This window comes from Bradyrhizobium sp. USDA 4474 (genome assembly GCF_054057515.1).
In genome coordinates, this window is record NZ_JBSRZJ010000002.1 from 547,655 (window position 1) to 572,222 (window position 24,568).

Genomic DNA, 24,568 nt, shown 5'->3' on the forward strand with positions numbered 1-24,568 from the left:
ATGATCTCCGTGAAGTCCTGGCTGTCTCTTGGCTATCCCTTGACCGCGCCTGCGGTGAGGCCGGCGACGATGTGCTTCTGCGCCAGCAGGAACAGAATGATCGTCGGCAGGATGGTGAGCGTGATGAAGGCGAGGATCAGGTGCCATTCGGACGAATATTCGCCCTGATAAACCATGATGCCGAGCGGCCAGGGATAGAGCGCATCGGTGTTGAGCATCACCAGCGGCAGCAGATAGGCGTTCCAGCTGTTGACGAAGGTGATGGTGCCCACCGTCGCGAGAATCGGCCGCGACAGTGGCAGCGTTACGTGGCGAAAGAACTTGATGTAGCTGCAGCCGTCGACCAGCGCCGCTTCCAGCAGCTCATGGGGAATGTCCTTGAAGAAGCGCCGCAACAGCAGGACGCTCATGGCAAGGCTGAAGGCCACCTGCGGCAGCGCGACGCCGAAATAAGTGTCAAGCAGCCCGAGATCGCGCACCTTGATGAACAATGGCAGCACGGCAGTCGCGGCCGGAAACAACAGGCCGAGGGTCAAATAGCTCAGCAGCATCGAGCTGCCGAAGAACCTGATATGGGCGAAGGTGAACGCCGCCATCGAGGCCACGGTCAGGGTCAACGTCACCGTGAGGGTCGAGATGATCAGCGAGTTGCGCAGGAGCTGCCAGTAACGTCCCGAGAACAGGATGTCCGCATAATTCTGCCACTCCCAATGCTGCGGCAGGCCGAAGGGATTGACGCGCAATTCGCCGAGCGATTTGAAGCCGCCGAGCAGGGTCGCGAGCAGCGGCACCAGCACGAAGATGGCAACGACTGCGAGGAACGCCGCCTTGAACGGTACGGCGGGATCCAACGGCGCGCGATTGGTTTCGGCATTACTCATCGCGCATGAACCATCGCTTGTAGGTGAAGGCAAAGGTTACGCAGATCGCGAACAGGATGACGCCGATGGCGCTGCCATAGCCGACCCGCATGCGCGAGATGCCGTTGTTGTAAAGGAAGCTCACCATGGTGTTGGAGGAATCCGCAGGTCCCCCGCGCGTCAGCGGCATGACGAGATCGAACAGCTGCAGCGAGCCGACGATGGCGAAGAACACCGAGAGCCGGATCGTCGGGTAGAGCAAGGGGATCACGACATGGCGCAACGCCTGCGAGCGTGTCGCACCGTCGATCCGTGCCGCCTCGACGAGGCTCTTGTCGAGGCTCTGGAGCGCTGCGATGAACAGCATCATGTGGAAGCCAAAGTACTTCCACACGATCACGATCAGCACCGCCAGCATCGCCGTATCGGTCGAGGCCAGGAGATGCGGCGGCTCGGCGCCGAAGGTGCGCCAGATCGATGCGACGAGACCGTAATCGCCGTCATAGACGAAGGAGAAGATCAACCCGGTCGCGATCTCCGCGAAAATATAGGGCATGAAGAACAGCATGCGCAGCGCCACCGCGCCGCGAAACTTCTCGGCCAGCATCAAGGCGAGGGTCAGCGCGAGCGGCAGCTGGATCGCGAGCGAGACTGCGATGATCAGCCCGTTATTGCGCAGCGCGAGCCAGAACGCGCGCGTTTCCAGCACGAAGCGATAATTGTCGAAGCCGATCCAGTGGGTCGGCCTGCCGAAACCGTTCCAGCTGAAGCCGGAGTACCAGGCCGCCTCGCCGATCGGCAGCACCACGAACAGCGTGAACAGCAGCAGTGCCGGCGGCAGGAACAGGATCAGCACGGTGAAGCGATTGTCCCAGCTCGGGCCGCGCACGGCGGCCTGGGGGGCCGCCTCGCCAGCAACGCCGACCGGCGATGGCATCGCGATCCGTCGCGCCACGGTCAGTTACCTTGCTTGTACGCCGCCTCGATCGCTTTCGCCGCGTCCTGCGGGCTCATGCTGCCGCCGGCGATCTCCGCCGAGACGTCGTTGACGACGCGGCCGACGGAGGGGCCGAGGCTCTGGTCATAGAAGTTCTGGTGGTACTTCGACTTTGCGAGATTGGACGCGATCAGCTTCATGAAGTCGCTCTTGAGACCCGCCTCGCCGCCCTTGACGACGGGAACGATGAAGTTGCCGGCGGCGAGCCGCGCCTGCACGTCCTTGGAGATGAAGTACTTCAGGAAGTCGACGGCCTCCTTGGGCGAGTCCTTGGTGACCAGCCAGCCGGTGATGCCGCCGAGGGTGTCTGACGGCTCACCCTTGCCGCCGGGTACGACCGGAAAATCGAACCAGCCAAGCTTGTCGTCGGAAAGACCGACCTTGTCGGCGGCGAGCGCGCGCTGGGTGTGATAGAAGGAGGAGATCGCCAGGATCATCGCGGCCTTGCCGTCACCGAAATAGCCGACGGCCTGCGGGTTCTTGAAGCCGAGGAAGCCGTTCTGGAACGGCTGGAGATCGACGAGCTGCTTGAACAGCTCACCGGATTTCTGGAAGGTGTCGCCTGCGAAGCCGCCGTTTTCACCCTTCAGCGCTGCATCGAAGGCCGGCTTGCCGCCAATGCGCACGGCGAGATGGGTCCAGTAGAAATGCAGCGGCCACTTATCGGCGCCGCCAACCACAATCGGCGTAACGCCGGCTGCCTTGAGCGTCTTCACTGCAGCAAGCAGATCATCCCACGTTTTGATCGCCGCGGAATCGACCTTCGCCTTGGCCATCAAATCCTTGTTGTAGAGGAAGCCGACCTGCGAGAGCGAGATCGGAAGTCCGAAGACGCGGCCGTTCTGGGTGAAGGCGGCAAGCGCCGCCGGTGCGATCGTGTCGCTATAGCCGTCGCTCTTCACAGAATCAGTGATATCTTCCAGCACGCCTGCCTCGATCTGGGTCTTCAAGACGCCGCCGGCCCAGCTGTAGATGATGTTCGGCCTGTCCTTGGATTGCAGGATGGTCGGCAGCTTGGCCTTGTAGGCCTCGTTCTCCAGGAACTGCATCTCGACCTTCACGCCGGGATGCGACGCCTCATAGGCGCGCGCGACCTCCTCCCAGATCTTCACCTGGGCCGGATTGACCTCGATGTGCAGCCATTTAACGGTCGTGTCGGCCAACGCGGAATTGGCCAAAAGCAGGCATGCGGCAGCGGTGAGTCCCAGCTTGGCGAGCAGCCTCATCACATCCTCCCAACAGGCTCTTATTGTTGGAGGCGATCCTGCCTGCAAGTTTTGAGGTGCGCAACTAAAATTCTGACCTATGCACCTCACGGAACCGACTAGGCTGACCGCTGCCGACGGCTACGGCTCGTTCGGCACCAAGCGCCGTGATGGCGTCATTGCTTAAGCTGGAGCGCCGCAACGCCGGCGAGACTGAGATCGCTGATCGCAACTCCGGCTGCGCTTGACGCTAGTTCGCGGATGCCCGCCTTACGATCGTTGCAGCACCACGCGATGGCCGCCGTGGAGAAGCGACTCGGCCGCTGCGCGACCTAGTCCGTCGGCGCTGCCGGTGATGAACACGATGGCCATTAGGCCGACTTTCGCTGCGGCCGAGCCGCCGGCTTCTTCGACGCTGCCTCCTTCGGCTTCTTGCCTTCGATTGGCATCAGCATTTCCTTCTGCCCGGCGGAGGCCCTCTTCGGCTTCTTGGCCGGCTTGGGCCCCTTCGCCGGCGCGGCCTCCTTGCCAACGGATCGACGGAGAGCTTCCATGTGATCGACGACGTTCGTCGCCGCCGGCTTTGACTTCGGCGTGATGGGCTTGCCGGCGCGCTTCTGGTTGATGAGGTCGATGAGCGCGGTCTCGTAGTGATCCTCGAATTTCTCAGGCTCGAACCGCCCGGCCTTCTGGTTCACGATGTGCTTGGCGAGATCGAGCATGTCCTTGGTGACCTTCACGTCCTGGATCTCGTCGAAATACTCGGCCTCGCTACGCACCTCGTACGGATAGCGCAGCAGCGTGCCGACCAGACCTTTGTCCATCGGCTCGAGCGCAATGACGTGCTCGCGGTTGGTCAGCACCACCCGGCCGATGGCCACCCTTGTTCATCTCGCGAATGGTCTCTCGGATCACGGCGAAGGCGTCGTGCCCGACCTTGCCGTCAGGGCGGATGTAGTAGGGTCGGATCAGGTAGCGCGGATCGATGTCGCGCTTGTCGACGAACTCATCAATCTCAATGGTGCGTGTGGACTCCAGCGCGATCTCCTCGAGCTCCTCTTTCGTGACCTCGATGAACTGATCTTTCTCGAGCTGGTAACCCTTGACGATGTCCTCGTTCGGCACCTCGTCGCCGGTGTCCGCATCGACCTTCAGGTACTTGATGCGATGGCCGGTCTGCCGGTTGAGCTGATTGAAGGAAATCTTCTCGCTCTCCGAGGTGGCGGGATAGAGCGCGACCGGGCAGGTCACCAGAGACAATCGCAGAAAGCCTTTCCAATTGGCGCGCGGTGCCATGTACGCAGAACTCCGGTCTTGGGGTACTTGAGTCAAGACGAATGGGGGCACCGGGTTCCGACAACCCAGAAAGCCCTACCGCATGATTTCTAAGGGAAGGGGTATCGACTCTTTCGTTCCCGTTACGCTCTGATTGGTGTATCTCTGATCGACCCGCGAGCTGGCGCATGCCGGACCCGAAGCAGATGGAAAGGATGGCCGCTGCTGCCCGCCGACATTCGATGCGGGCCCCTGGATTGGCTCCTGACGCCGATCTGCCGCCGGAATACTGGCGGGCTCTGCTAGAGGACGCTTGCGCGAGCGTTTTTTCGGCGGTGAAGGCGGATGTAAATAGCCGGCGGACCACAGCCCAGGCCGCATCGACAATTTTATGCGGTGCATTGAGCAAATCTGCCGGAATAGTCGCTCGCTACGCTTTTGACTCCGGTCTGTTGCGCCCGTGACCGTTCGGCGCTGGAGAAATGCTTCGCGCGCTGCCCGCGGCGCCGGGTGTGTGATTCCTCACAATTGAATGAACTGGCGATCAAGACGGGCGGCCTCTGGACAGCCGACAAGTGCCAGCGTCGTATCGACCTCGGCACTGAGGATTTCAAGCACGTGACTGGCCCCTTCTTCGCCCGCAGCAGCGAGCCCGTAAAGGATGGCACGTCCCAACAACACCGCTTTGGCACCGAGCGCCAACGCCTTTACCGCATCGGCTCCGCGGCGGATGCCGCCATCGACGAGAAGCGGCGGCATCACCTTCTGGTTCGAGATTTCCGCCAACAAATCTATCGGTGCCGAAACGTCCTCGATCTGCCTTCCGCCATGATTGGACAGAACCACGGCATCGACGCCCAGTTCCTGGCATCGACTTGCGTCGGTCGGAGTCATGATGCCCTTGACGATGAGAATTCCCGGCCAGGCGTCGCGGAGCGCCTGAAGATCCTGCCAGCCGAAGCTGGCATCCATCTGCCGGCGCATCAAGGCTGCTTGCGCGCTCACGTCGGTTGCATTGGGGCTGGCAAAATTTGCGAGCTGGGGCAGCCCATGGCGGATTTGGCTGAGCGCCCACCTTGGATGAGTTAGGGCGTCCAGAACCGATCGGGGAGTCTGGCGGAACGGAATCGCAAACCCGTTTCGCAGATCGCGCTCTCTCTTGCCATTCACCGCAACATCAACGGTGAGAATCAGCACACCGTAACCCGCGTCCTTGGCCCTGCGGACAAGCTGCTGCGCCAGATCTCGCTGCACGACGTAGAGCTGGAACCAAAGGTCGCCACCCGCCCGCTCCGCGACGTCCTCAATTGTCGCGTTCGATGCGGTCGAAAGTACAAACGGGATCCCTGCACTGCGGGCAGCCCGGGCTAACGCTACATCACCGTCAGGCCACAGAGCACCATTCAGGCCTGTCGGTGCGACCACGAAGGGCGTTGGAAGCGTCCGTCCGAACAGAGATATGGACGAGCTGCGCTGGCTGACATCGACAAGCCGTCGAGGCGCAAAATTGATCGCAGCAAAAGCTTTGAGATTTCGGTGCAAACCACGTTCGCTTTCGGCTCCCCCGTCAAGATAGTCGAACACCATTCGTGGAAGGCGACGCCTGGCCAGGCTTCGATAGTCATCTACGTTAATCGGGGTCACCGTAAGCCCTCGAGCCACGCCGTTCTTATCATGGAGGCAACCCCGCACGGTTCTTGGCGAGACGCATCGCGGCTAGTCGTGCCTGCCTTCAAGCATTTTCGCGTGGACCGTTCAAGTCTCGGTGAAAGTGACCGCCGCGTTCTCGTCTTCGCTGAAGCCGACGCTCGTGCGACGCGGGCTGCGGTTGACCATGAGACGGACGACGTCACCGCGGGCGTAGTGCCCCGTGGGGTCATAGGCCGCTTTGGCGATTGCAATCATTGAAAGGTCTACGTCAGCGTAGAGGATGCCTTCCTTGTCCTGTGGCAAATGCTCGCACATCGGCTGGCCATCGGGACCGAAAATCATCGAATAGCCGCCACCTGGCTTTGCTCCCTCCGCGTTCAGCAAATCTGCCCTTTCCGGCGTATCGCAAAGCATGTCGAACATATCCTGACCGGTAATGGCCGACGCATGCAGGACGAAGCAACCTCCCTCCAGCGCGTAGATCTGGCTGGCGGCGAGATTCACCTCATGGCCCAACGCGTAGGCTTTGCCGCGATACAGCGTGAACGATGGCCACGACGCCACGTGAACTTGCTCGTTCATCGCGTACATGGCGTATTTCGACAACGGCTGAATGTGCTCGGCACAGCACAGGGCTCCGAGGCGTCCGACGCTGCTTTCGACGACGCGGAAATCAGACCCATCTCCTTCACCAAATAGCGTACGTTCGACGTGGGTCGGCTTGAGCTTTCGGCGCTTGAAGATGATCTTTCCCGCATCGCTGATCAAAACCTGACTCAGGTAGAGCGTCCCGCCGTCGATTTCGGAGAAGCCCATCACAACATTGATTTTCGCTTCGGCGGCGGCCGCGCAGAGATCGAGTATTTCGGGTCCATCCGCGCGCAGCGAATTGGCGTGATAGCGGGGTACAAACTGCATTCCCCAAGCCGGCGTCCCGAGCCAAAGCCACCAAGGATAGCCTGGAATCCAGACCTCGGGGAATGCCAGCAGCTTCGCCCCCGCTGCACCCGCCTCCTTGATGAAACCAATCGCCTTGGCCACGGCAGCTGGCGCATCCATGAATACCGGCGCGGCCTGAACGACTGCGACCTTGAATTTCGTGTCCTGCATGCGAGATCTCCGAACCAGATTTCAGGTTGTGGGGAATGAAGCGGATCGGTCGAGATCGGACCCGGCCATGCGCCGGCGTATCCGGAACGGATCGAGCCGCCATTTTTCCGGAATGAGGGAAACCGCGCCGCCCGGGGCGGCCACCATGGTCAAGATCGCGAGCAGTCCGACCCCGATGAAGTACCAGGCGCCATAGCCTGCGAAGGTCTCTCGGAGCAGGAAATAGACGATCGTGCCGACGATCGGGCCCTCCAGCGTTCCGATACCCCCGAGAACGGCAATGAAGATCGCCGCAGCGGTCCAGTTCAACGAGAAAGAGGCATCCGGCGTGACCTGAAGCGTATTCATATACGAGACCGCGCCAGCAAGCCCTGAGATGACGGCGCACAGCACCCAAAGCGCGATCTTCGCGCGAGCGACTGGGACACCGCTCGCCAGCGCGGCGGGTTCGGAGTCACGCACGCTCATCAATGCAAGGCCCAGCGAGCCGCGCAGCACTTGTCTGCTTGCGACCAGCGATCCGACGCCGACGAATAGCGCCGCCCAGTAGACTCCCGCATTGCGCGTCCACCGATCGATATCGCTCATCGCTTCCAGCGGCATGCCGCCTCCGGCGCCCAGCCATGGCGAATTCAAGATCAATATCCGCATCATCTCGGCAAGAACCCACGTACCAACCGCGAAGTAAGCGCCGCTCAGACGGAACATCGGCCAGGCCGAGACGAGGGCGAAAACGGCAGCGAAGACCGCGGCGGCAGGCAGCAGCAGAAACGGATTCAGATGCAACTGGTTCGAGAGCGCGAAGAGTGAATACGACCCTACGCCGACGAAGACGTGCAAACCGATAGCGACCAGGCCGCCATAGCCTGCCAGCAGATTCCAGGCGAGCGCGACCGCGAACAGCGTGAAGACTTCGACGAGCAACCTCTGGACGGCGAACGTCGACAGCCAAGGCATCGAAACTGCAAGCGCAGCGACAATGAAGAGCCCCGCGCTGACGGACATCCGCGCCAACGCCGTCCTGGAATTCGCTCGCGACACGGTGACGGTGGTCATGACGACGCCTTTCCAAACAAGCCCTGAGGGCGAGCGAGCAGAGCCACGAGGAACGCGAGGTGACCGAAGAAGGGACCGAGACCCGAGGCGATCTTCGCCCCGAAAAGCTGCGCGACGCCGATCACGAGTCCACCAAACAAGGTGCCCCAGATATTGCCGAGCCCGCCAAGCACAACTGCCTCGAACGAATAGAGCAGCCGCTCGGGCCCCGCCGTTGGTGAGAAGGGTGTCCTGAGGGCGTAGAGCACGGCTGCCACGCCGATCATTGAAAAGATGACCCCGGTCACCATGCCGAAGAGTCGGCGATCATTCACGCCCACCAGCCGTGCGGTGCCGGGATCATCCGATACGGCCCGCGCCTGACGCCCGAAATGGCTGTGACCGACCAGCCAATGCGTCGCACCGAGCAGTGCGATGCTCGCGAGCGCAGAGACGAGGGGAAGGACTCCAATGGAGACGCCAAGAACGTTGAACCCGAGACCTGCGAGATCCCCGGCCTGCAGGCTTCGCGTATCCGCGGTGAAAATCTCCTGAAGGACGTTCTGCAAGACGATGGAGAGGCCGAATGTCAGCAGCAGCGGAGCCAGAGCATCCTTTCCGACAACACGGTTGAGCAGGATGATTTGAAGAATCCAACCGAGCGCGAACATCACCGGTATGACCACGAGCAGCGCGGTCAAGGCACCGACGCCCGCTGCGCTCATGACCACACTGGTCAGATAGGCCCCGACGACGATCAGATCGCCATGGGCGATGTTGATCATGCGCATGACCCCGACGCTCAAGCTCAGGCCAAGCCCGAACAGCGCGTAAAGCGCCCCCAGCATCAGCCCGTTCAACAACGTTTCCGCGGCGATCTGCATCATCAATCTCCGAAATACGCGGCCGATACGCGCGCGTAATCGGCCGTCTTCGAGATGCCCTCGAGCACGATGTTTCCCTTCAGCATGCAGTAGTACCTGGACGATTTGGAGAGCGCGCGACGCACGTTCTGTTCGACAAGGACGACCGCCATGCCCTCCCCGATGACGGTGCCGAGCAGCTCGTAGACCGTCTCGACCGCCACAGGCGAAAGGCCGAGCGATATCTCGTCGCAGAGTAGGAAGTCGGGATTCGTGACGAGCGCCCGGCCGACCGCCACGAGTTGCTGCTGACCGCCGGACAGCGCCGTAGCGGGACGCGCGCGCAACTTCTGAAGAGCCGGCAGTTCCCTATAGAGACGATCTGGCGTCCACGGACCTCGACGGCCGTTTTTCGCGGCGAGAAGCAGATTCTCCTCGACCGTGAGGCTCGGAAACAGCCGACGACCTTCCGGCACCAGCGCAATTCCACGCGTCAGCTGATTGATTTCGGCGGAGCCGCCGACCGGCTTTCCGTCGAGCAGCACGCTCGGAGCGGCAACCGGGACAGAACCGACGATGGCGCGAAGCAGCGTCGATTTTCCGGCGCCGTTCGCGCCGATCAGCGAAACGACCTCGCCGCGTGCGATCGAGAAGTTGATGCCGAACAAGGCCTGGAACATGCCGTAGTTGGCATCGAGATGCTCAGTGCACAGCATGGGACGCCTGCTCGTCGAGATCGGATCCGAGATACACGTCACGAACTTCGCGACTGCTCATGACTGCGGTGGGCGCCCCGTCGCCGAGCAATCTTCCCTCCGAGAGCACGAGCAGGCGATCGGCGGACGAGACCAGCGCATGGACGAGATGTTCGATCCAGATCACGGTCACGCCGGCTCTATGGATCGCGGTGACGAGTTCGAGAAGCTCGCCGACTTCGGCGTCCGTCAACCCACCCGCGACTTCGTCGAGCAGCAGCAACCGCGGTTCGGTGGCAAGTGCCCGCGACAGTTCAAGCCGCTTGCGCTGGAGCAAGGTCAGGCGACCGGCTGCCGTGTCGCCGAGACGCTCGAGGCCGCAACGAACGAGTGCTTCGCGTGCTTTCTGCTCAGCTCGTTTGCCGTGCAGAGCAGCCCCGAAGGTGGCCGCCACGAGCGCGTTCTCGAACACGGTCATGCCCTGGAATGGTTGGGGGATCTGGAATGTCCTGCCGACGCCGGCGCGGCAACGCGCATCGGCGCCGAGCGCGGTGACGTCTTCCCCATCCAGGTAAACCGCTCCGGAATCGCAGCGGAGGTTACCGGAGATCAGGCCGAACAGAGTGGTCTTACCCGCTCCGTTCGGCCCGATGACTCCGACGAATTCGCCTGTCCCGACCTGAAGCGTCAGGCCGGGAATCACGACCATGTCGCGATAGCGCTTGCTGACGTCCCGCAGTGCGAGCAATGCTGTCATGGCCGTCAGCTCTTCAGAAGCTCGAGCTTGCGCTCAATCTTGATTTCGGGCGCCGTGCTGTTGCTCGTGATGAACAGGTGCGGCTTTCCGCCTTCCTCGACATGCCATTGCCCGCCGACGACCCGGATCTTCGAGACGTTGGCGATTCCGCTCGCGCCGAAGTCGAGATTTCCGATGACCGTATCGGTCTTGAGCTTGCGCAGGCTCTCGACGACCTTGCCCGGGGATTTCGGATCGCCGCTTGCCTTCAAGGCTTGAACGCCGGCCTCGAACAAGGCGTGCGCGACGCCGATCGGTTGCGTCCACTCCCGCTTCGTGGTTTCCCGGTAGGAGGCGGCAAGCTCGGCGGCAGTTTGCCCGGTCAGGCTGGAGCGGAACGGGTAGCTCGGCAACCACCAGATCTCGGTGGACATGCCCTCCGCGCGCGGCCCGAGAGCCGCCACACCGCCCGGGAAGAGCAAGGCCTTGGCGATGGTGCAAACCTTCGGCTTGAATCCCATCTGAGCGGATTGATTCAGGAAGGTCGCCCATTCGGGCGGATTGAAAAGGCCGGTGACGATCTCAACGCCTTCCTTCTTGAAGGCCTGGATGTGGGTCGAGAAGTCGTCCGCTCCGACCGGGAAGCGCCCGACGTCGATGATCTTGTAGCCGGCCTTGGCGAAGGCGCCCGGCATGCCTAGCTTCGCATCGCCCATGGCATTGCCGGGAACGTCGTTCGAAAAGACGGAGCCGACCACCTTGTTCGTCCCCGCGTCTTTCCAGATGTCGAGATAGACGGCGGCGATGTCCTCGATCCCCCAGAAGAAATGAAACACGTTCTTGAAGCCCTTGGCCGGATCGCCCTTCATCGGGAACATCCACGCCTGCCACGGGCCCATGGTCGAAATGCAGGGTACGCCGTTGAGCTCGCATTGTTGCGATACGGCCGGACCGATCGAGACCTGCGCAAGCATCAGGTCGATATTCTCCTTGTTGATCAGCTCGGCGGCGAGGTTGGACTGACGATCCGGACTACTCTGATCATCGCGCGCGATGATCTCGACCTCATATTTCGACCCTCCCACCGTCAATCCGCCGGCGAGCGATTTTCTGACCTGATCGAGAATGAAATCGTCCGCCTCGGCAAACGGCGCGAACGGCCCAGTCTTCGGACTGATGTAACCGACGCGAATTTTCTTGTCCGCGGCAGCCCACGCGCGACCGGTCGAGCCGAGCGTCGCCCCCGCCGTCAACGCCGCGGCGGCCTTGAGAAAGTCGCGTCGCGCGGGGTCGGCAATACCGGTCTCGGGGACAAGACTGGGGTTATTCTTCCAAACCATGAATGCTCTCCGATGCAAAGATGCTGACCGAATTGACGGTCCACATTGGTCAGATCTGTCGAAGGCGGCTTGGTTCGGACGGAACAGAAACTTGTCTGAGACGGCTGGACGAGGTGCCCGTGCCACCGGAAAGCAATCCGGGCCAACCCGGGAAATTGGCATATTTCATGCTTGATCGGCCCCGAAATTGAGCAATAAACTTCACACCGGCGGATGATCCTGTCTGTGATGGACCGCCGAAGGGGCACCCAAGAACCCCATCTTAACGGATCGAGGGGAATCAAGAGATGCTTCTGGAAGCCGCAAAAGCTGCTTCGATGCAGCCGTGCTTCGCCTCGACGGCGAGCCTTCCGCCGCGAGAGCGCTTCGACTATTGGCACGACGTTGTGAGCCGCAATCTCGTCGACCTGGACTACCGGCTGATCGGCGAAGCTCAGTTCGATGCGAGCTTCCACTCCACACCCATCAATGGTCTCGACCTGTGCCGCATCAAGGCTTCTCCCCATGTGGCTCAGCGAAGCACTGAAGGCATCTCCCGCGCAGACCACTCGATGCTGGTCTTCAACTTCGTCCTGTCGGGCTCGTTGGTCGCGGAGCAGGATGGGCGCTTGGCGCACCTCAAGGTCGGTGATGGAGCACTGTGTGACGCTACGAGACCCTATAAACTTCAATCAAACGAAGCTTTCGAGGTCGCCTCCGTTCGCCTGCCACGCGAGCAGTGCCTTGGACGAATTCCGCACTTGCATCGCCTTGCCGCGTGCAACTTCAGCGAACGCGGAGAACTGGCGCCGATGGTCTTCGGCTATCTCTCCCATCTCGCCGACCGCGCGCCAAATCTGACCAGCCCCGCTGCAGGTCTCAAGATATCGCAGAACTTCAAGGATCTTCTCCTTGCCATGCTGGCGGAATTGGCCGAAGCGCTCCCCCCATCATTGACGGAGTACCGGAGCCTGGCGCTGATGAGGGTCAAGGATACGGTCGAGCGCAACGTTCACGATTCCGACCTGACACCGGCGACGATCGCAGCCCAGCTCAAGCTGTCGCCTCGCTACATCAACCAGTTGCTCGAAGCCGAGGGGACCTCGTTGTCGCGCTACATATGGTCGAGGCGGCTGGATCGTTGCGCCGAACAGCTGAAGGATCCTGCTTTGCGCGCGCGCGGCGTGTCACAGATCGCAATGGACAACGGGTTCAACGATCTCAGCCATTTCAGCAAGGCCTTCCGGATCAAGTTCGGCGTGGCGCCGCGCGATTATCGAAATGGGAAGGCAATGCATTCCTAGAGTACACGGTCCGACCATCATGGCGGGACTTCCGATCAGCGTTTGCGGCTTCCCGCCGACGTCAGCCGCCTCAACTCGTCCAGCAGTTTCACCGCCGGAACGGCCAGGAGACCTCGCCGGCGGCGAAACGCCACCAGCCTTCGCCTGCCATCGACCCCGGTGATCGAAAGGGGAGCAATGAGACCGGCACGCCGCTCCGGCTCGAACATCGGCTCAGCCATCCAACTCAGAAAGCCGGAATCGACAACGAGACTCTTCAGCACCGTGATCGAGCGGGTTCTGACGATCACGTCGGGCATGCCGAGGCCTTGTTCGGCGAACACACGCTCGACGTGCTGATGCGGACCGGTGCCGGGCGGCGGGATCGTCCATTTCTCGTGAAGCGTATCGGCGAGCGTCAACTTTCGACGACGCCTCAGAGGGTGCCCGGACGAAACGATCACGTGGCTCGTGTCCTCCCAGCAGCAATCTCGGATCGCAACGATTTCGTCCGTGTCGGGCGCTTCCGCGCCCAAGGCGAGATCGATCTCGTGCTTCGACAAACTCGCTGCCAATAAGTCCCAGACGCCTTCAAAGACTTCGAAATGAAGACCGGGCCATTTGGTCAAGGTACGCTCGATCGCGGGCGGCAGGATCGAACTCGCGATGCTCGCCACCGCCCCGACCCGGACGGTCCCCTTCGCTGCGCCGCGCAGCGCCTGAATTTCCTCCAAGGCCTGCGTGGCCTCGACATGCAGCGAAGTCGCGTGCGGCAAGAAGGCTTTTCCGATGTCGGTCAGTTGCATGCCCTTGGAGTGGCGCTCGAAGAGCTCCGCGCCGATTTGCTGCTCCAGCCGTTTGATTGCCCGGCTCAGCGCGGGCTGCGTCATGTTCAACAAGGCAGCCGCCCGGCCAAGGCTCCCCGCCTTGACGATCGTGGTGAAGGTCGTCAGCTGTTCGATGCTCAAGGCCATAACCAAGTGTAATGGCTTTTCCTGATTTATTCAATTCTCTGCAATGACCTCCCTCCCCTAGTCTCCGGCCGAAGACAAAAACGGGATGGGAACGGACATGGCCACTGGGACGGATACGTTCGAGCAACGACGCGTGACTGCGCCGACGGTGCGCGATGCCGTCGTCGACCTGCTGCGTCGTCTCAACATGACGTCTGTCTTCGCCAACCCGGGATCGACGGAATTGCCGTTATTCCGGCACTTCCCCGACGATTTTCGCTACGTGCTCGGACTTCAGGAGGCCGTGGTCGTCGGCATGGCCGACGGCTTTGCGCAGGCAACGCGCAACGCCGCCTTCGTCAACCTGCATTCGGCGGCCGGCGTCGGCAACGCGATGGGAAACATCTTCACCGCGTTCAAGAACCGGACGCCCCTCGTCATCACGGCCGGCCAGCAGGCACGTTCCATCCTCCCTTTCGATCCGTTTCTCGCGTCCAGAGAAGCTACCGAGCTTCCGAAGCCCTATGTGAAGTGGAGCATCGAACCGGCACGCGCCGAGGACGTGCCCCATGCCATCGCGCGTGCCTACTACATCGCGATGACGCAGCCGTGCGGGCCCGTTCTTGTCTCGGTGCCCGTGGACGATTGGGATCGGCCCGCCGAGTATCTGCCGACACGCACGGTCAGCCAGCAGGTCCGCCCCGATCCAGCCATTCTCGACCAGATCGGAAGCGCTCTCGATCGTTCGAAGCGGCCGGCCTTCGTCGTCGGAGCGGCCGTTGATCGCGACGGAGCCTTCGACGAGGTCCGGCAGCTCGCCGAAGCGCACAATGCGCGAGTCTTCACGGCGCCGATGAGCGGCCGCTGCGGCTTCCCCGAGAACCATCGATTGTTTGCCGGGTTCCTGCCAGCAATCCGCGAGAAGATCGTTCAGCTGCTGCAGGGACACGATCTCGTCTTCGCGATCGGCGCGCCGGCATTCTCGTATCATGTCGAGGGGTTCGGTCCGCATCTGCCTGATGGAGCCGAGCTCGTCCAGTTGACCGACGATCCCCAGACCGCCGCATGGACGCCGGAGGGAATGGCTGCGATCGGCAGCGTGCGGCTCGGCCTCCTGGATCTTCTGGCACGTGCCAGGCCACCGACGCGCGCCACTCCTCCTGCTCGCATCATCGCGCGGCGCGTGGAGCCGACGGCACCGCTGTCAACCGCATTCGTGATGCAGACCATCGCCGATACAAAGCCCGCCGACGGCATCATCGTCGAGGAAGCGCCTGGCGCCAGGCCTGTGATGCAGGCGCACTTGCCCATCACGCAGAGCGAAGCCTTCTACACGATGGACAGCGGCGGCCTCGGTTACGGCATGCCGGCGGCCGTCGGCGTGGCCCTCGGAAAGCCGGGACGCCGTGTGGTTGCCCTGATGGGCGACGGCTCGAGCCTCTACTCGATCCAGGCCATCTGGAGCGCAGCACAACTTCGTCTGCCCGTCACCTTCGTCATTCTCAAGAACGGGCGCTACGCCGCGCTGCAGGACTTCGCGCCCGTGTTCGGCTTCAGTTCGCAAGAGCACGTCCAGGGCACCGATCTTCCCGGCCTCGATTTCATCTCGATCGCAAAGGGCCTCGGCTGCTCTGCAGTCCATGCCGGGAGCGCCAAGGGCCTCCACGACGCTTTGACCAAGGCATTTTCGTCCGAGCGACCGACCCTGATCGAAGTCGAGGTCGAGGACAGAGACCTGCACACATAGAACAAAACCGAGGGAGCAGACATGAACACGATTTCGATGTTGATCGGCGGCGAGCAACGAGCGGCCACCGGAAACGCCACGTTCGAGCGCCTCAATCCGCTCGATGGCCAGATTGCAACGCGAGCACCGGCAGCCACAGCGCACGATGCAGTTGCAGCTGTCGAAGCAGCCGCAGCAGCCTTCCCGAGGTGGTCTGCCACAGGTCCCTCGGAGCGCCGTGCCCTTCTGACCAAAGCCGCGCACGCGCTGGAAGCCAAGGCCCCAGCATTTGCCGCATCGATCGCGGCCGAGACCGGCGGCTCGGAGATATGGGCTGGGTTCAACGTCCATCTCGCGGCCGGCATGCTGCTCGAAGCCGCGGCGATGACAACGCAGATCAACGGCGAGATCATTCCCTCTGATGTGCCCGGCAGCTTCGCGATGGCGGTGCGGCAGCCCGCCGGGGTGGTCCTGGGCATGGCGCCCTGGAATGCGCCTGTGATCCTCGGCGTGCGAGCCATCGCGCTGCCGCTGGCTTGCGGCAATACCGTCGTTCTGAAAGGGTCCGAGCTGTGCCCCGCGACGCACGGTCTGATCGTCGAGGCATTCAAGGAAGCCGGTTTTCCCAAGGGCGTCGTCAACTACGTCACCAACGCTCCGTCGGACGCAGGACCTGTCGTCGAAGCGATGATCGCGCATCCCGCCGTGCGCCGGGTCAATTTCACGGGATCGACACGCGTCGGAAAGATCATCGCCGCCGCCTGCGCGAAGTATCTCAAGCCGGCGGTCCTCGAACTCGGGGGCAAGGCGCCACTCGTCGTTCTTGATGACGCCGACATCGACGCTGCCGTGAACGCGGCGGCATTTGGTGCTTTTGCCAATTCGGGACAGATCTGCATGTCGACCGAACGGATCATTGTTGACGAGGCTATCGCCGACGAGTTTGTGCGCCGCCTCGCCGACAAGGCGTCCAAGCTGCCGCTTGGCGATCCGCGAAAGGGCCCCGTCGTTCTCGGCTCGGTCGTCGACATGACCACTGTCAAGCGCTGCAACGACCTCATCGATGACGCACTCGCGAAAGGTGCGAAACTGCTTTGCGGCGGGAAAGCTGAAACCACGCTGATGCCTGCAACGCTGATTGATGGCGTCACATCGGACATGAAAATCTACAGCGAGGAGTCCTTCGGACCGATCAAGCCGATCGTTCGGGTCAGGGGCGAAGACGCGGCGATCGCCTGCGCAAACGACAATGCCTACGGCTTGTCGTCCGCCGTGTTCACCAGGGATACGGCGAGAGGCATGCGCGTCGCCTCGCGCATTCAATCCGGGATCTGCCACATCAATGGCCCCACCGTGCATGACGAGGCTCAGATGCCGTTCGGAGGGGTCAAGGACAGCGGGTACGGACGATTTGGCGGCAAGTCTGGTATCGCCGAGTTCACGGACACCCGCTGGATGACCATTCAGACAAGCGAACGACATTACCCGTTCTGATCAGGCGCGAGCCCGATCTCGATCTCCAATGAAATGATGCCGCCTCCCTCGGGGAGGGGCGAGGAAGCTCGTCCAGATGGAGCACAGAATGTCAGTTCGGCAGCAACAACGCCCTGGGATTGCCATTCTCGGCTCCGGCGCGATGGGATCCTTTTTCGGCGGCTGTCTTGTCGAAGGCGGATCGGACGTCACCCTGATCGACCTGAATGTCCCGCATGTGGAGGCGATCCGAAAGCACGGTCTCGTCCTGAAAACAGACGCGGGCGAGCGGTCCATCCGCGTGCCGGTTCTATTTCCCCACGAAGTAGCGACGGTGTTCGATCTCGTCATCGTCTTCACCAAGTCGATGCACACAACGGCGGCCCTCTCGGCGGTCCGCTCCTGCATCGGCCCGGAGACGGTCTTGCTGAGCCTTCAGAACGGACTCGATAACAAGCTTGCGTTGGCCGCCTTCGCTCGCCCCCAGAACGTCCTGATCGGCATCACGACCTATCCTGCAGACCTCGTCGCGCCGGGTCACGTGGAGTCGCACGGTGCGGGGATCGCCCGGCTGGCGACGACCGCCGAGCCTGCGACGCCGATTCTGAAGCTGCTGCCCGACCTCCTTGCACGCGGAAGATTGAACGCCACCGTCGATCCTCAGGTCGAAACCGCCATCTGGGAAAAGGTCGCGTTCAACGCCGCTCTCAATACGCTTTGCGCGCTCACGCGCTCGACGGTTGGCCAGATCGGCACTGACGCCGCCACGCGGGGCCTGGCGTTCGCCATCGCTGCGGAAGTCTGCAACACCGCTATTGCATGCGGCTTTGCCGTCAATCGTTCGCACGTCGACCAGACCCTGGCGTCCGCCATGCAACATCACACGCACCACAAGCCTTCGATGCTGCAAGACGTGCTCGCCGGAAAACCCACCGAGATCGAGGCGATCTGCGGTGGCGTCGTGAGACACGCAAAGGAACGCGGCCTCTCAACGCCGATGACAGAAACTGTTTTAGCCTTGATCCGGCACATCGACGCAAAGATCGCCCGCAATGCCTGAACAGCAAAGTCCTGTGCAGTGATGCGGGCACAGGAAAGATCGTGTTGGCAGTTCAACCACACGGCGCAAAACAACAGGAGGAACTGAAGTCATGACAGAGTCGTACCCCATGGGTCCCTTGTCTGCTCCGCACATCGCGGCAACCGGCTCCGGACCAACTCGCATTCCTGGTGAGGTTAGAAGCAGCGGCGACAGCGCACATTCCTCACTGGACATCGGGCAGTTCCTTGATGATGGCCCCTGGACCGTCGTGCAGAAAATCGTCGTCTTCATCGCTGCCCTGTCGATCATCATGGACGGGTTCGATGGACAGCTGATCGGCTTCGCTGTGCCAGTTCTGATCAAGGAGTGGGGTGTTACCCGCGGCGACTTTGCTCCCGCCCTTGCAGCCGGGCTGGTCGGAATGGGAATAGGAAGCGCCTTCGCCGGCCTCCTCGCCGACCGGTTCGGACGACGCGGCGCCGTGATCGTCAGCGTGATGGTATTCGGGCTGGCTACCTTCTGCATCGGCTTCGCCGCCAACCTCTGGCAGATCGGCGCGTTGCGCTTTGTTGCGGGACTCGGCATTGGCGGAGCCTTGCCGAGCTCCACCACCGTTGCGGCGGAATTCACACCCGCACGACGGCGGACGCTCGCCATTACGGCGACCATCGTCTGCGTCCCGCTTGGAGGCATGCTCGCCGGCCTTTTCGCCGGCGTGGTCCTGCCGAACCTCGGTTGGAGGGCCCTATTCTTTCTCGGCGGAACTCTGGCCGTGCTCCTGGGCTTCGTTCTGCTCTTCATTCTCCCGGAGACGCCGCGCTTTCTGGCGCGCCGGCCGGCGCGTTGGGCCGAGCTGCGCCGGCTCGTTGGGCGCATGTCGCGACCGGTTACAGCCGACATCGTGTTCACAGATCTAAGCGAGCAAAGAATCGAAAAACGCGAGGGTTTTCCCGCATTGTTCGAAAAGGGTCGGGCTCGCGACACGATCGCGCTCTGGTGCGCCTTCTTTCTCAACCTGCTTGCCGTCTATAGCGCCTTCACGTGGCTGCCGACGATGCTGACGTCCGAAGGGCTGGACGTCGCGATTGCGGGGTCCGGTTTGACGGCCTACAATTTCGGAGGCGTGCTCGGCGCATTAACGTGCGCCATGGCCATCACCCGGTACGGCTCCCGCTGGCCGCTCCTGCTGTGCGGCCTCCTCGGCGCCGCCACCGCGCTTTACCTGACCCGCGTGAACATCGCGCTGGAGGCAAGCATTCTGATAGCAGGATTCGGTGTGCAGGGCTTCTTCGCCAACGCGGTGCAGTCGACCATGTATGCCGTGTGCGCGTATGTCTACCCGACCTCAGTCCGGGCCACGGGCACGGCCTCCGCCCTCGCCTTTGGCCGGCTTGGAGCCATCCTCAGTGCCTTTGCCGGCGCAACGGTGATCACGGTCGGCGGAAAGGACGGTTATCTCCTGATGCTGGGCGTCGCCATGATCGGCCTCACCCTCTCGCTCGCTGTCGTCGGTCGTCATATCCCCGCGCGCAAAACATGACGAGAGGTCGTTGCAGCCGCCCGACACATCAGGAACATTCCGGGAGGAACCCTCAGTGCGAACACAAGTAGGTATCGTTGGAGCTGGTCCGGCGGGGCTAATGCTCTCTCATATGCTGCATCTGAGCGGCATCGAGTCGATCATCATTGAAAGCCGGTCACAGGACCAGATCGAGCAGACGATCCGGGCCGGCGTGCTCGAACAGTCGACCGTAGATCTGATGACCGAGATCGGTGCCGGAGATCGCATGAAACGCGAAGGCTTCGTGCATGGCGGCTTCGAATTGCGTTTCGGCGGCCGCGGGCATCGCATCGATCTCCAGAGCCTGGCAAACGGCCGCAGGATCACGGTCTACCCGCAGCACGAAGTTCTGAAGGACCTGATCGCGCTTCGCTTGCGTACCGGCGGCCAGATTCATTTTGAGGCCAAGGCATCCAGCATCGACGGCCTCACCTCCGACCAGCCCGTCATCCGATTCACCACCAAGCAGGGCGAGACGCGCGAACTGTCCTGCGACTTCGTCGCCGGATGCGATGGCGGTTATGGTGCAAGTCGCGCCGCAATACCGGAACACTCGGTTCGCCGCGACTATTTCCGTGTCTACCCGTTCGGCTGGTTCGGCATCCTGGCCAAGGCACCTCCATCGTCTGAAGAGTTGATCTACACTCACCACGAACGCGGCTTCGCGCTGATCTCGACGAGATCTCCGGACGTGCAGCGCATGTACTTCCAATGCGACCCCACCGACAGCGTCGATAACTGGTCCGATGATCGGATCTGGAATGAGCTGCAGGCCCGGGTAGGCGGCGACGGGTTCGAGCTCAAGACAGGTCCGATCTTTCAGAAGGGGATCATCCCCCTCCGCTCCTTCGTCTGTGAACCGATGCAGCATGGGCGACTGTTCCTTGCGGGCGACGCGGCGCACTCCGTCCCCCCGACCGGCGCCAAGGGCTTGAATCTGGCGGCGGCGGACGTGCACGTCCTCGCCCGGGCCCTGTCCTCGTATTACGCCCAACGATCGACTACGCTCTTGGACTCCTATTCGCACACCGCGCTTCGGCGCGTGTGGCGCGCCCAGCACTTCTCCTGGTGGATGACGTCGATGCTCCATCGCTTCCATGAGGGGACCGAATTCGACCTGAAGCGCCAACTCGCTGAGCTTGAGCTCGTGGCCTCATCCAAAGCGGCCGCGACAACTCTCGCCGAAAACTACGTAGGGATGCCGTTGGCGTGACGCTCCGATCGCCACGACCAGCAATCGAGGGCAATTCGAGTCGTTAGCACTCGCCGGCGTCCGTCCCCTACCGACAACCGGAACACCGACGCTGGAGAACGCCCACGTTAGCGCCGCCTTCAACCGCGTGCGCGTCCATCTCGAACAGGCCGTTCCTCGCCGGCCAGAACGGTGCCTGCTAAACGGAGATGCGATCGCCGCCCATATCGCTGGATCATCCGAGCTGAACACGATAACGACGCTCAGGCCGCCACTGTGCGGTGGTGGCCAGCGGCCTGCCCTCCATCGACATGGAGAATCTCGCCTGTCACGAACCCCGCGCCATCGAGGTACAGCACCGCATCGACCACGTCGGAGATGTCTCCCATCCGGCCCATGGGGTGGAGTGCAGCCAAGGCATGATGCGCCTCCGGCGGATGCATCGGCGTTTTGATGATGCCGGGCGAGACGGCGTTGACGCGGACACCAGTGCTCGCATACTCGATCGCGAGCGCCCTGGTGGCGGCATTCAAGGCGCCTTTGGTAAGCGACGCCAGGGCGGCCGGGACGCTGTTCATCGGCTGATCAACGAGACTCGTCGTGATCGTGACGACATGGCCGCCCCCCTGCCTACCCATGATGTCTAGCGCACGTTGGGTCATGTGAAAGAACCCCTCAACGTTCGTCGAGACGTAGGCTGCATAGTCGGCCCGCGTGTAAGCGGTGAACGGCTTTGCCATGAACATGCCGGCGTTGTTGACCAGCGTATCGACCCGGCCGAAACGCTCGAGCGCCGCGCTGAACACCCGCTGCGCCGTTTGGGCATCGCCGACGTCGCCCGGCACGACCAGCATGTCGGCATCAACGCCTGATTTGATTGATCGGGAGGTCGCGACGACCGCGTAGTTTCGCTGCCGAAAGGCCTTTGCAATTCCGGCGCCGATCCCCTGGGATGCCCCGGTGACGATCGCGACTTTCCGTTCTGTGCCCATGACCGTCGCCCTCATGCTGCGCCGCTTGCCGCAAGTGGATCGTAGCTGTCTTGCCGAAGCATCATGTGGAGTTGCCGTCGCCTCACCCCCATATTGCCGCCGTCAAAGATTGGCAGTGCCAGCGCATCCTGGAGCAGACGAGCGAACGGCGCATCGTGATCGTAGCTGTCGACGCCAACCACCCGCATAAGATCGGTAATCACGCGCACCGCCGCTTCCGAGCCGAAGATTTTCGCCTCGATGGCGAGTTCATCCGCACCCGGCGACTGCGTATCGACCGCGTGACACGCCCGCCAGCTGAGATAACGCGCGGCCTCGATCGTGGTCTTGGCATCGGCCAGCGCATATCCGACCGCCTGATGCTCGATGATCGGGTGAACGCCGCCGCGCTTTTCGGTCCGGGCAAAATGCAGCGCGAACTCAAACGCCGCGCGCATCAGTGCCACGCCGAAGATGCCGACGAGCGCCGCGGTCCCCGTGAAGGCGGCCGCCGTCAGCGCGAGACCCGCCCCCTCCTTACCCAACAGATTACGATGCGGTGTTGCAACATTCTGCAATCCGAACTGCGGGACGAGATGCGCGCGATGGCCGATCGTGTCGATGGCGCATTCGAAGACAAGGCCCTTCACCGGTCCTTCGACAGCAATGATCGAGATCGCTTCACCGGGGGGCGCTGCGGAATCTGTTCGGCACACGACACACAGGACGTCGGCGCCCTCGCGATTCCAGCCGGTGGCTGAGGACACCCATTTCTTGCGGCCGTTGATCACCCAATCGTCGCCCTCGCGTCTCGCGGTGGTGCGAACCCCTTCGCCCGGCGGAGGCGAGCCGGAATTGGCGCTACCGCCGGGCTCGCTGGAGCAGAAACCGGCGAGCGGCGCGCCACTCGTCCTCAGGAACGGCACAAGCAGGCGCCGGCACTGGTCCGGCGAGCCGCCGAGCAGAATCGGGAGCAAGCCGAGCACGGTGCCGAGCATCGTCAGCGTCACGCTGGCGTTCACGCTGTAGAATTCCTCGGCCAGGATCGCCATGTCGATCAAGCCTGAATTTTCGCCCCCCGCCGGCGACGGAATGCATTTGCGCAAATAGCCGGCCGCGACCATCGCCTCATAGGTGGGCCGGGTCGCGAGAAAGCGTTCTTCCGGAGTTGCCAGCAGTTCGGCCCGCCGAGCCTCGCTGAGCACCTCCTTGGCGAACTTGCGCGAAGCGCGCTGAAGATCCCGCTGTTGCGTCGTGAGCGTGAAATCGATCGCCATAGCGATGTCCTCTGATCCCGGATGCCAGCCGTCAGGCATGGCTATCCCTGGCTCGGGAAGAAATCTTGGCCGGCAGCGCCCGATTTCTTGGCGTGGGGTGAACCGGATCAGTCAGGGTGCACTGCTCGCGCGCCGAAACTCGCGCGGAGCCAAACCGTGGCTGCGCTTGAACAGACGGTTGAAATGCGAGACATCGCGAAAGCCCGCGGCGAAAGCGATTTCGGCTATGGTCTTGCGAGCGGACTTGGGGTCAACCAGCACGCGCGTGCAGGCAGCAATCCGCCGGTCGTTGACGTGTTCGTTGACAGAGCGATCCGTCATGGCGAAGAGACGATGCACGTAACGTTCGGAGCAATGGAACTTCGCGGCAAGCGCCACCGCGCCCAGTTCAGAATCCTCACTGTGACGTTCGATATGTTCGATCATCATCGACAGCAGGACGGGGATGTGCACGCGCTCGGCGGACACATCGTTCAGCACGTCGGGCGCGTGTGCGATCAGATCGACCACATGCGCACCGACCGTGGCCGAGGTCATTGAGCGCCGATGGTCCGCCAGACAGATTTCGGCATAGCCGGCAAGGGTCTTCGACAGCGCACGGCCCATCTCCGTCCGAGACAGGTTGAGCCGTGGACGATCGAGCAGCCCACTCGGCAGCAGCCTTCGCGGGACGGCAAAGCAAAAGAGCTTGAAGTTGTGGCAGTTGGCGATCTCGAACGGCTCCGTCGTATCGGCGATGGCGAGATCGCCGGGCGCACAGGTCTGCTCGTGGTTCCGTTGCGTGGTTCGCCCCAGCCCTTCGATCTGGAGATTGAAGAAACAAAGATCGTCGGTGCTCCCGGAAATATGTGAGGCAAGACGACGTACCGTATGCCGCGTCGCGGTCACCAGCGAGACCTGGATTGGCGCAGCGTCAGCTCTGGAAATGGCACCTTCAAACGGCTCGTCCGCAATCCTGCGCGGCTCAAGGCGAACAAATGCCGCGGCAAGGTCGTCCGCCCAGCTTCCAAAGGGTTGATCCGCGCGTCGCGGCCTGGTCGACCATTCCATGAGCACCCCATAGAATTGCAAGGGTCCCGGTCGGCATAGGATATCGCCCGCGCAATGTGCGGTCAAATTCCGGGCAAATGGCAAGTTCGCGCTTCACACCGAAGAGATCGAGGGCGCGAAGCCCGGCATCCGCGGGTACTCGATTCCGCGGGTTCATGGGTGGGTCGCCCCAAGCGTGGCGCTGATGAAGAGGATCTGAACGCCAAACATCGGCGTGATAACAGGCGAAGGGCTGCGCCCTCGTCTTGCGAGCATTGCGCGTCGAAATCCGCCGGTGCTCACACGGATTCGAACG

At 62.3% G+C, this 24,568-nt stretch carries 20 protein-coding genes and 2 pseudogenes; 6 read left to right on the forward strand and 16 right to left on the reverse strand.

The window, feature by feature from the left end; translation table 11 throughout:
- Positions 1 to 32 precede the first annotated feature (32 nt).
- From ACVW16_RS04365 to ACVW16_RS04420, 12 genes and pseudogenes are all read right to left on the reverse strand, one after another.
- Positions 33 to 881, reverse strand: coding sequence for a carbohydrate ABC transporter permease (locus ACVW16_RS04365; RefSeq protein WP_456735461.1), 849 nt, complete (start codon positions 879 to 881; stop codon positions 33 to 35).
- Positions 874 to 1,815, reverse strand: coding sequence for a carbohydrate ABC transporter permease (locus tag ACVW16_RS04370; protein WP_456802233.1), 942 nt, complete (start codon positions 1,813 to 1,815; stop codon positions 874 to 876). Before ACVW16_RS04370 ends, ACVW16_RS04365 begins: the two co-directional genes overlap by 8 nt.
- A gap of 2 nt (positions 1,816 to 1,817) precedes the next feature.
- Complete coding sequence (locus tag ACVW16_RS04375) at positions 1,818 to 3,083, reverse strand: extracellular solute-binding protein (protein WP_456704167.1); 1,266 nt, start codon at positions 3,081 to 3,083, stop codon at positions 1,818 to 1,820.
- Between the two features lie 185 nt (positions 3,084 to 3,268).
- A pseudogene (locus ACVW16_RS04380) lies at positions 3,269 to 3,434 on the reverse strand (SDR family NAD(P)-dependent oxidoreductase); the annotation flags it as partial.
- Positions 3,434 to 4,358 (reverse strand): annotated as a pseudogene (ku, locus tag ACVW16_RS04385) (non-homologous end joining protein Ku). The pseudogenes ACVW16_RS04380 and ku, both read right to left, overlap by 1 nt.
- Before the next feature lie 501 nt (positions 4,359 to 4,859).
- Complete coding sequence (locus ACVW16_RS04390; protein WP_456735463.1) at positions 4,860 to 6,029, reverse strand: alpha-hydroxy-acid oxidizing protein; 1,170 nt, start codon at positions 6,027 to 6,029, stop codon at positions 4,860 to 4,862.
- Positions 6,030 to 6,092: 63 nt separating this feature from the next.
- Positions 6,093 to 7,097 carry a nitrilase gene (locus tag ACVW16_RS04395; RefSeq protein ID WP_456735464.1) on the reverse strand — a complete coding sequence of 335 codons (1,005 nt, stop codon included), beginning with the start codon at positions 7,095 to 7,097 and terminating at the stop codon, positions 6,093 to 6,095.
- A 21-nt stretch (positions 7,098 to 7,118) separates the two neighbouring features.
- Positions 7,119 to 8,153 (reverse strand): branched-chain amino acid ABC transporter permease, encoded by a 1,035-nt coding sequence (locus tag ACVW16_RS04400; protein WP_456735465.1) that lies wholly within the window; start codon positions 8,151 to 8,153, stop codon positions 7,119 to 7,121.
- A complete protein-coding gene (locus tag ACVW16_RS04405) occupies positions 8,150 to 9,019 on the reverse strand; it encodes a branched-chain amino acid ABC transporter permease (RefSeq protein ID WP_456704172.1) in 870 nt (289 codons plus the stop codon). Before ACVW16_RS04405 ends, ACVW16_RS04400 begins: the two co-directional genes overlap by 4 nt.
- The gene (locus tag ACVW16_RS04410; protein ID WP_456735466.1) at positions 9,019 to 9,711 is read right to left on the reverse strand and encodes a branched-chain amino acid ABC transporter ATP-binding protein; all 693 of its coding nucleotides are present in this window, start codon (positions 9,709 to 9,711) and stop codon (positions 9,019 to 9,021) included. Before ACVW16_RS04410 ends, ACVW16_RS04405 begins: the two co-directional genes overlap by 1 nt.
- Positions 9,698 to 10,447, reverse strand: coding sequence for an ABC transporter ATP-binding protein (locus tag ACVW16_RS04415; RefSeq protein WP_456802234.1), 750 nt, complete (start codon positions 10,445 to 10,447; stop codon positions 9,698 to 9,700). Before ACVW16_RS04415 ends, ACVW16_RS04410 begins: the two co-directional genes overlap by 14 nt.
- A gap of 5 nt (positions 10,448 to 10,452) precedes the next feature.
- The gene (locus ACVW16_RS04420) at positions 10,453 to 11,766 is read right to left on the reverse strand and encodes an ABC transporter substrate-binding protein (protein ID WP_456735468.1); all 1,314 of its coding nucleotides are present in this window, start codon (positions 11,764 to 11,766) and stop codon (positions 10,453 to 10,455) included.
- 287 nt (positions 11,767 to 12,053) lie between these two features.
- Between ACVW16_RS04420 and ACVW16_RS04425 the strand changes: the two genes are divergently transcribed.
- Entirely contained in the window at positions 12,054 to 13,049 is a 996-nt protein-coding gene (locus ACVW16_RS04425; RefSeq protein WP_456770097.1) for an AraC-like ligand-binding domain-containing protein, read from the forward strand.
- A gap of 35 nt (positions 13,050 to 13,084) precedes the next feature.
- Here ACVW16_RS04425 and ACVW16_RS04430 read toward each other — a convergent pair whose 3' ends face one another.
- On the reverse strand, positions 13,085 to 14,002 hold the full coding sequence (locus ACVW16_RS04430; RefSeq protein ID WP_456705313.1) for a LysR family transcriptional regulator: 918 nt from the start codon (positions 14,000 to 14,002) through the stop codon (positions 13,085 to 13,087).
- Positions 14,003 to 14,099: 97 nt separating this feature from the next.
- On the opposite strand from ACVW16_RS04430, the gene mdlC reads away from it, so the two are divergent.
- The 5 genes from mdlC to ACVW16_RS04455 all read left to right on the forward strand — a co-directional run bounded on the left by mdlC (position 14,100) and on the right by ACVW16_RS04455 (position 20,996).
- Positions 14,100 to 15,728, forward strand: a complete 1,629-nt coding sequence (gene mdlC / locus ACVW16_RS04435; protein WP_456704177.1) for a benzoylformate decarboxylase — start codon at positions 14,100 to 14,102, stop codon at positions 15,726 to 15,728.
- A gap of 21 nt (positions 15,729 to 15,749) precedes the next feature.
- Complete coding sequence (locus tag ACVW16_RS04440) at positions 15,750 to 17,201, forward strand: aldehyde dehydrogenase (protein WP_456735470.1); 1,452 nt, start codon at positions 15,750 to 15,752, stop codon at positions 17,199 to 17,201.
- A gap of 88 nt (positions 17,202 to 17,289) precedes the next feature.
- The gene (locus ACVW16_RS04445) at positions 17,290 to 18,240 is read left to right on the forward strand and encodes a ketopantoate reductase family protein (protein WP_456704179.1); all 951 of its coding nucleotides are present in this window, start codon (positions 17,290 to 17,292) and stop codon (positions 18,238 to 18,240) included.
- Positions 18,241 to 18,490: 250 nt separating this feature from the next.
- Entirely contained in the window at positions 18,491 to 19,762 is a 1,272-nt protein-coding gene (locus ACVW16_RS04450) for an MFS transporter (RefSeq protein ID WP_456802235.1), read from the forward strand.
- 55 nt (positions 19,763 to 19,817) lie between these two features.
- Positions 19,818 to 20,996, forward strand: a complete 1,179-nt coding sequence (locus ACVW16_RS04455; RefSeq protein ID WP_456738183.1) for a 4-hydroxybenzoate 3-monooxygenase — start codon at positions 19,818 to 19,820, stop codon at positions 20,994 to 20,996.
- 242 nt (positions 20,997 to 21,238) lie between these two features.
- Here the strand turns inward: ACVW16_RS04455 and ACVW16_RS04460 are convergent, their stop codons facing one another.
- The 3 genes from ACVW16_RS04460 to ACVW16_RS04470 form a co-directional block, all read right to left on the reverse strand.
- On the reverse strand, positions 21,239 to 21,967 hold the full coding sequence (locus tag ACVW16_RS04460) for an SDR family NAD(P)-dependent oxidoreductase (protein ID WP_456735473.1): 729 nt from the start codon (positions 21,965 to 21,967) through the stop codon (positions 21,239 to 21,241).
- An 11-nt stretch (positions 21,968 to 21,978) separates the two neighbouring features.
- Positions 21,979 to 23,223, reverse strand: a complete 1,245-nt coding sequence (locus ACVW16_RS04465) for an acyl-CoA dehydrogenase family protein (RefSeq protein WP_456735474.1) — start codon at positions 23,221 to 23,223, stop codon at positions 21,979 to 21,981.
- A 111-nt stretch (positions 23,224 to 23,334) separates the two neighbouring features.
- Positions 23,335 to 24,273, reverse strand: a complete 939-nt coding sequence (locus ACVW16_RS04470; protein WP_456735475.1) for a helix-turn-helix domain-containing protein — start codon at positions 24,271 to 24,273, stop codon at positions 23,335 to 23,337.
- Positions 24,274 to 24,568: the final 295 nt, after the last annotated feature.

Excerpts from the sequence above, each read along its gene's own strand:
- ACVW16_RS04365 (WP_456735461.1), bottom strand. The coding sequence starts at position 881 with ATGAGTAATGCCGAAACCAATCGCGCGCCGTTGGATCCCGCCGTACCG.
- ACVW16_RS04375 (WP_456704167.1), bottom strand. The coding sequence starts at position 3,083 with ATGAGGCTGCTCGCCAAGCTGGGACTCACCGCTGCCGCATGCCTGCTT.
- ACVW16_RS04395 (WP_456735464.1), bottom strand. The coding sequence starts at position 7,097 with ATGCAGGACACGAAATTCAAGGTCGCAGTCGTTCAGGCCGCGCCGGTA.
- ACVW16_RS04400 (WP_456735465.1), bottom strand. The coding sequence starts at position 8,153 with ATGACCACCGTCACCGTGTCGCGAGCGAATTCCAGGACGGCGTTGGCG.
- ACVW16_RS04405 (WP_456704172.1), bottom strand. The coding sequence starts at position 9,019 with ATGATGCAGATCGCCGCGGAAACGTTGTTGAACGGGCTGATGCTGGGG.
- ACVW16_RS04410 (WP_456735466.1), bottom strand. The coding sequence starts at position 9,711 with ATGCTGTGCACTGAGCATCTCGATGCCAACTACGGCATGTTCCAGGCC.
- ACVW16_RS04415 (WP_456802234.1), bottom strand. The coding sequence starts at position 10,447 with ATGACAGCATTGCTCGCACTGCGGGACGTCAGCAAGCGCTATCGCGAC.
- ACVW16_RS04420 (WP_456735468.1), bottom strand. The coding sequence starts at position 11,766 with ATGGTTTGGAAGAATAACCCCAGTCTTGTCCCCGAGACCGGTATTGCC.
- ACVW16_RS04425 (WP_456770097.1), top strand. The coding sequence starts at position 12,054 with ATGCTTCTGGAAGCCGCAAAAGCTGCTTCGATGCAGCCGTGCTTCGCC.
- ACVW16_RS04430 (WP_456705313.1), bottom strand. The coding sequence starts at position 14,002 with ATGGCCTTGAGCATCGAACAGCTGACGACCTTCACCACGATCGTCAAG.
- mdlC (WP_456704177.1), top strand. The coding sequence starts at position 14,100 with ATGGCCACTGGGACGGATACGTTCGAGCAACGACGCGTGACTGCGCCG.
- ACVW16_RS04440 (WP_456735470.1), top strand. The coding sequence starts at position 15,750 with ATGAACACGATTTCGATGTTGATCGGCGGCGAGCAACGAGCGGCCACC.
- ACVW16_RS04445 (WP_456704179.1), top strand. The coding sequence starts at position 17,290 with ATGTCAGTTCGGCAGCAACAACGCCCTGGGATTGCCATTCTCGGCTCC.
- ACVW16_RS04460 (WP_456735473.1), bottom strand. The coding sequence starts at position 21,967 with ATGGGCACAGAACGGAAAGTCGCGATCGTCACCGGGGCATCCCAGGGG.
- ACVW16_RS04465 (WP_456735474.1), bottom strand. The coding sequence starts at position 23,223 with ATGGCGATCGATTTCACGCTCACGACGCAACAGCGGGATCTTCAGCGC.
- ACVW16_RS04470 (WP_456735475.1), bottom strand. The coding sequence starts at position 24,273 with ATGGAATGGTCGACCAGGCCGCGACGCGCGGATCAACCCTTTGGAAGC.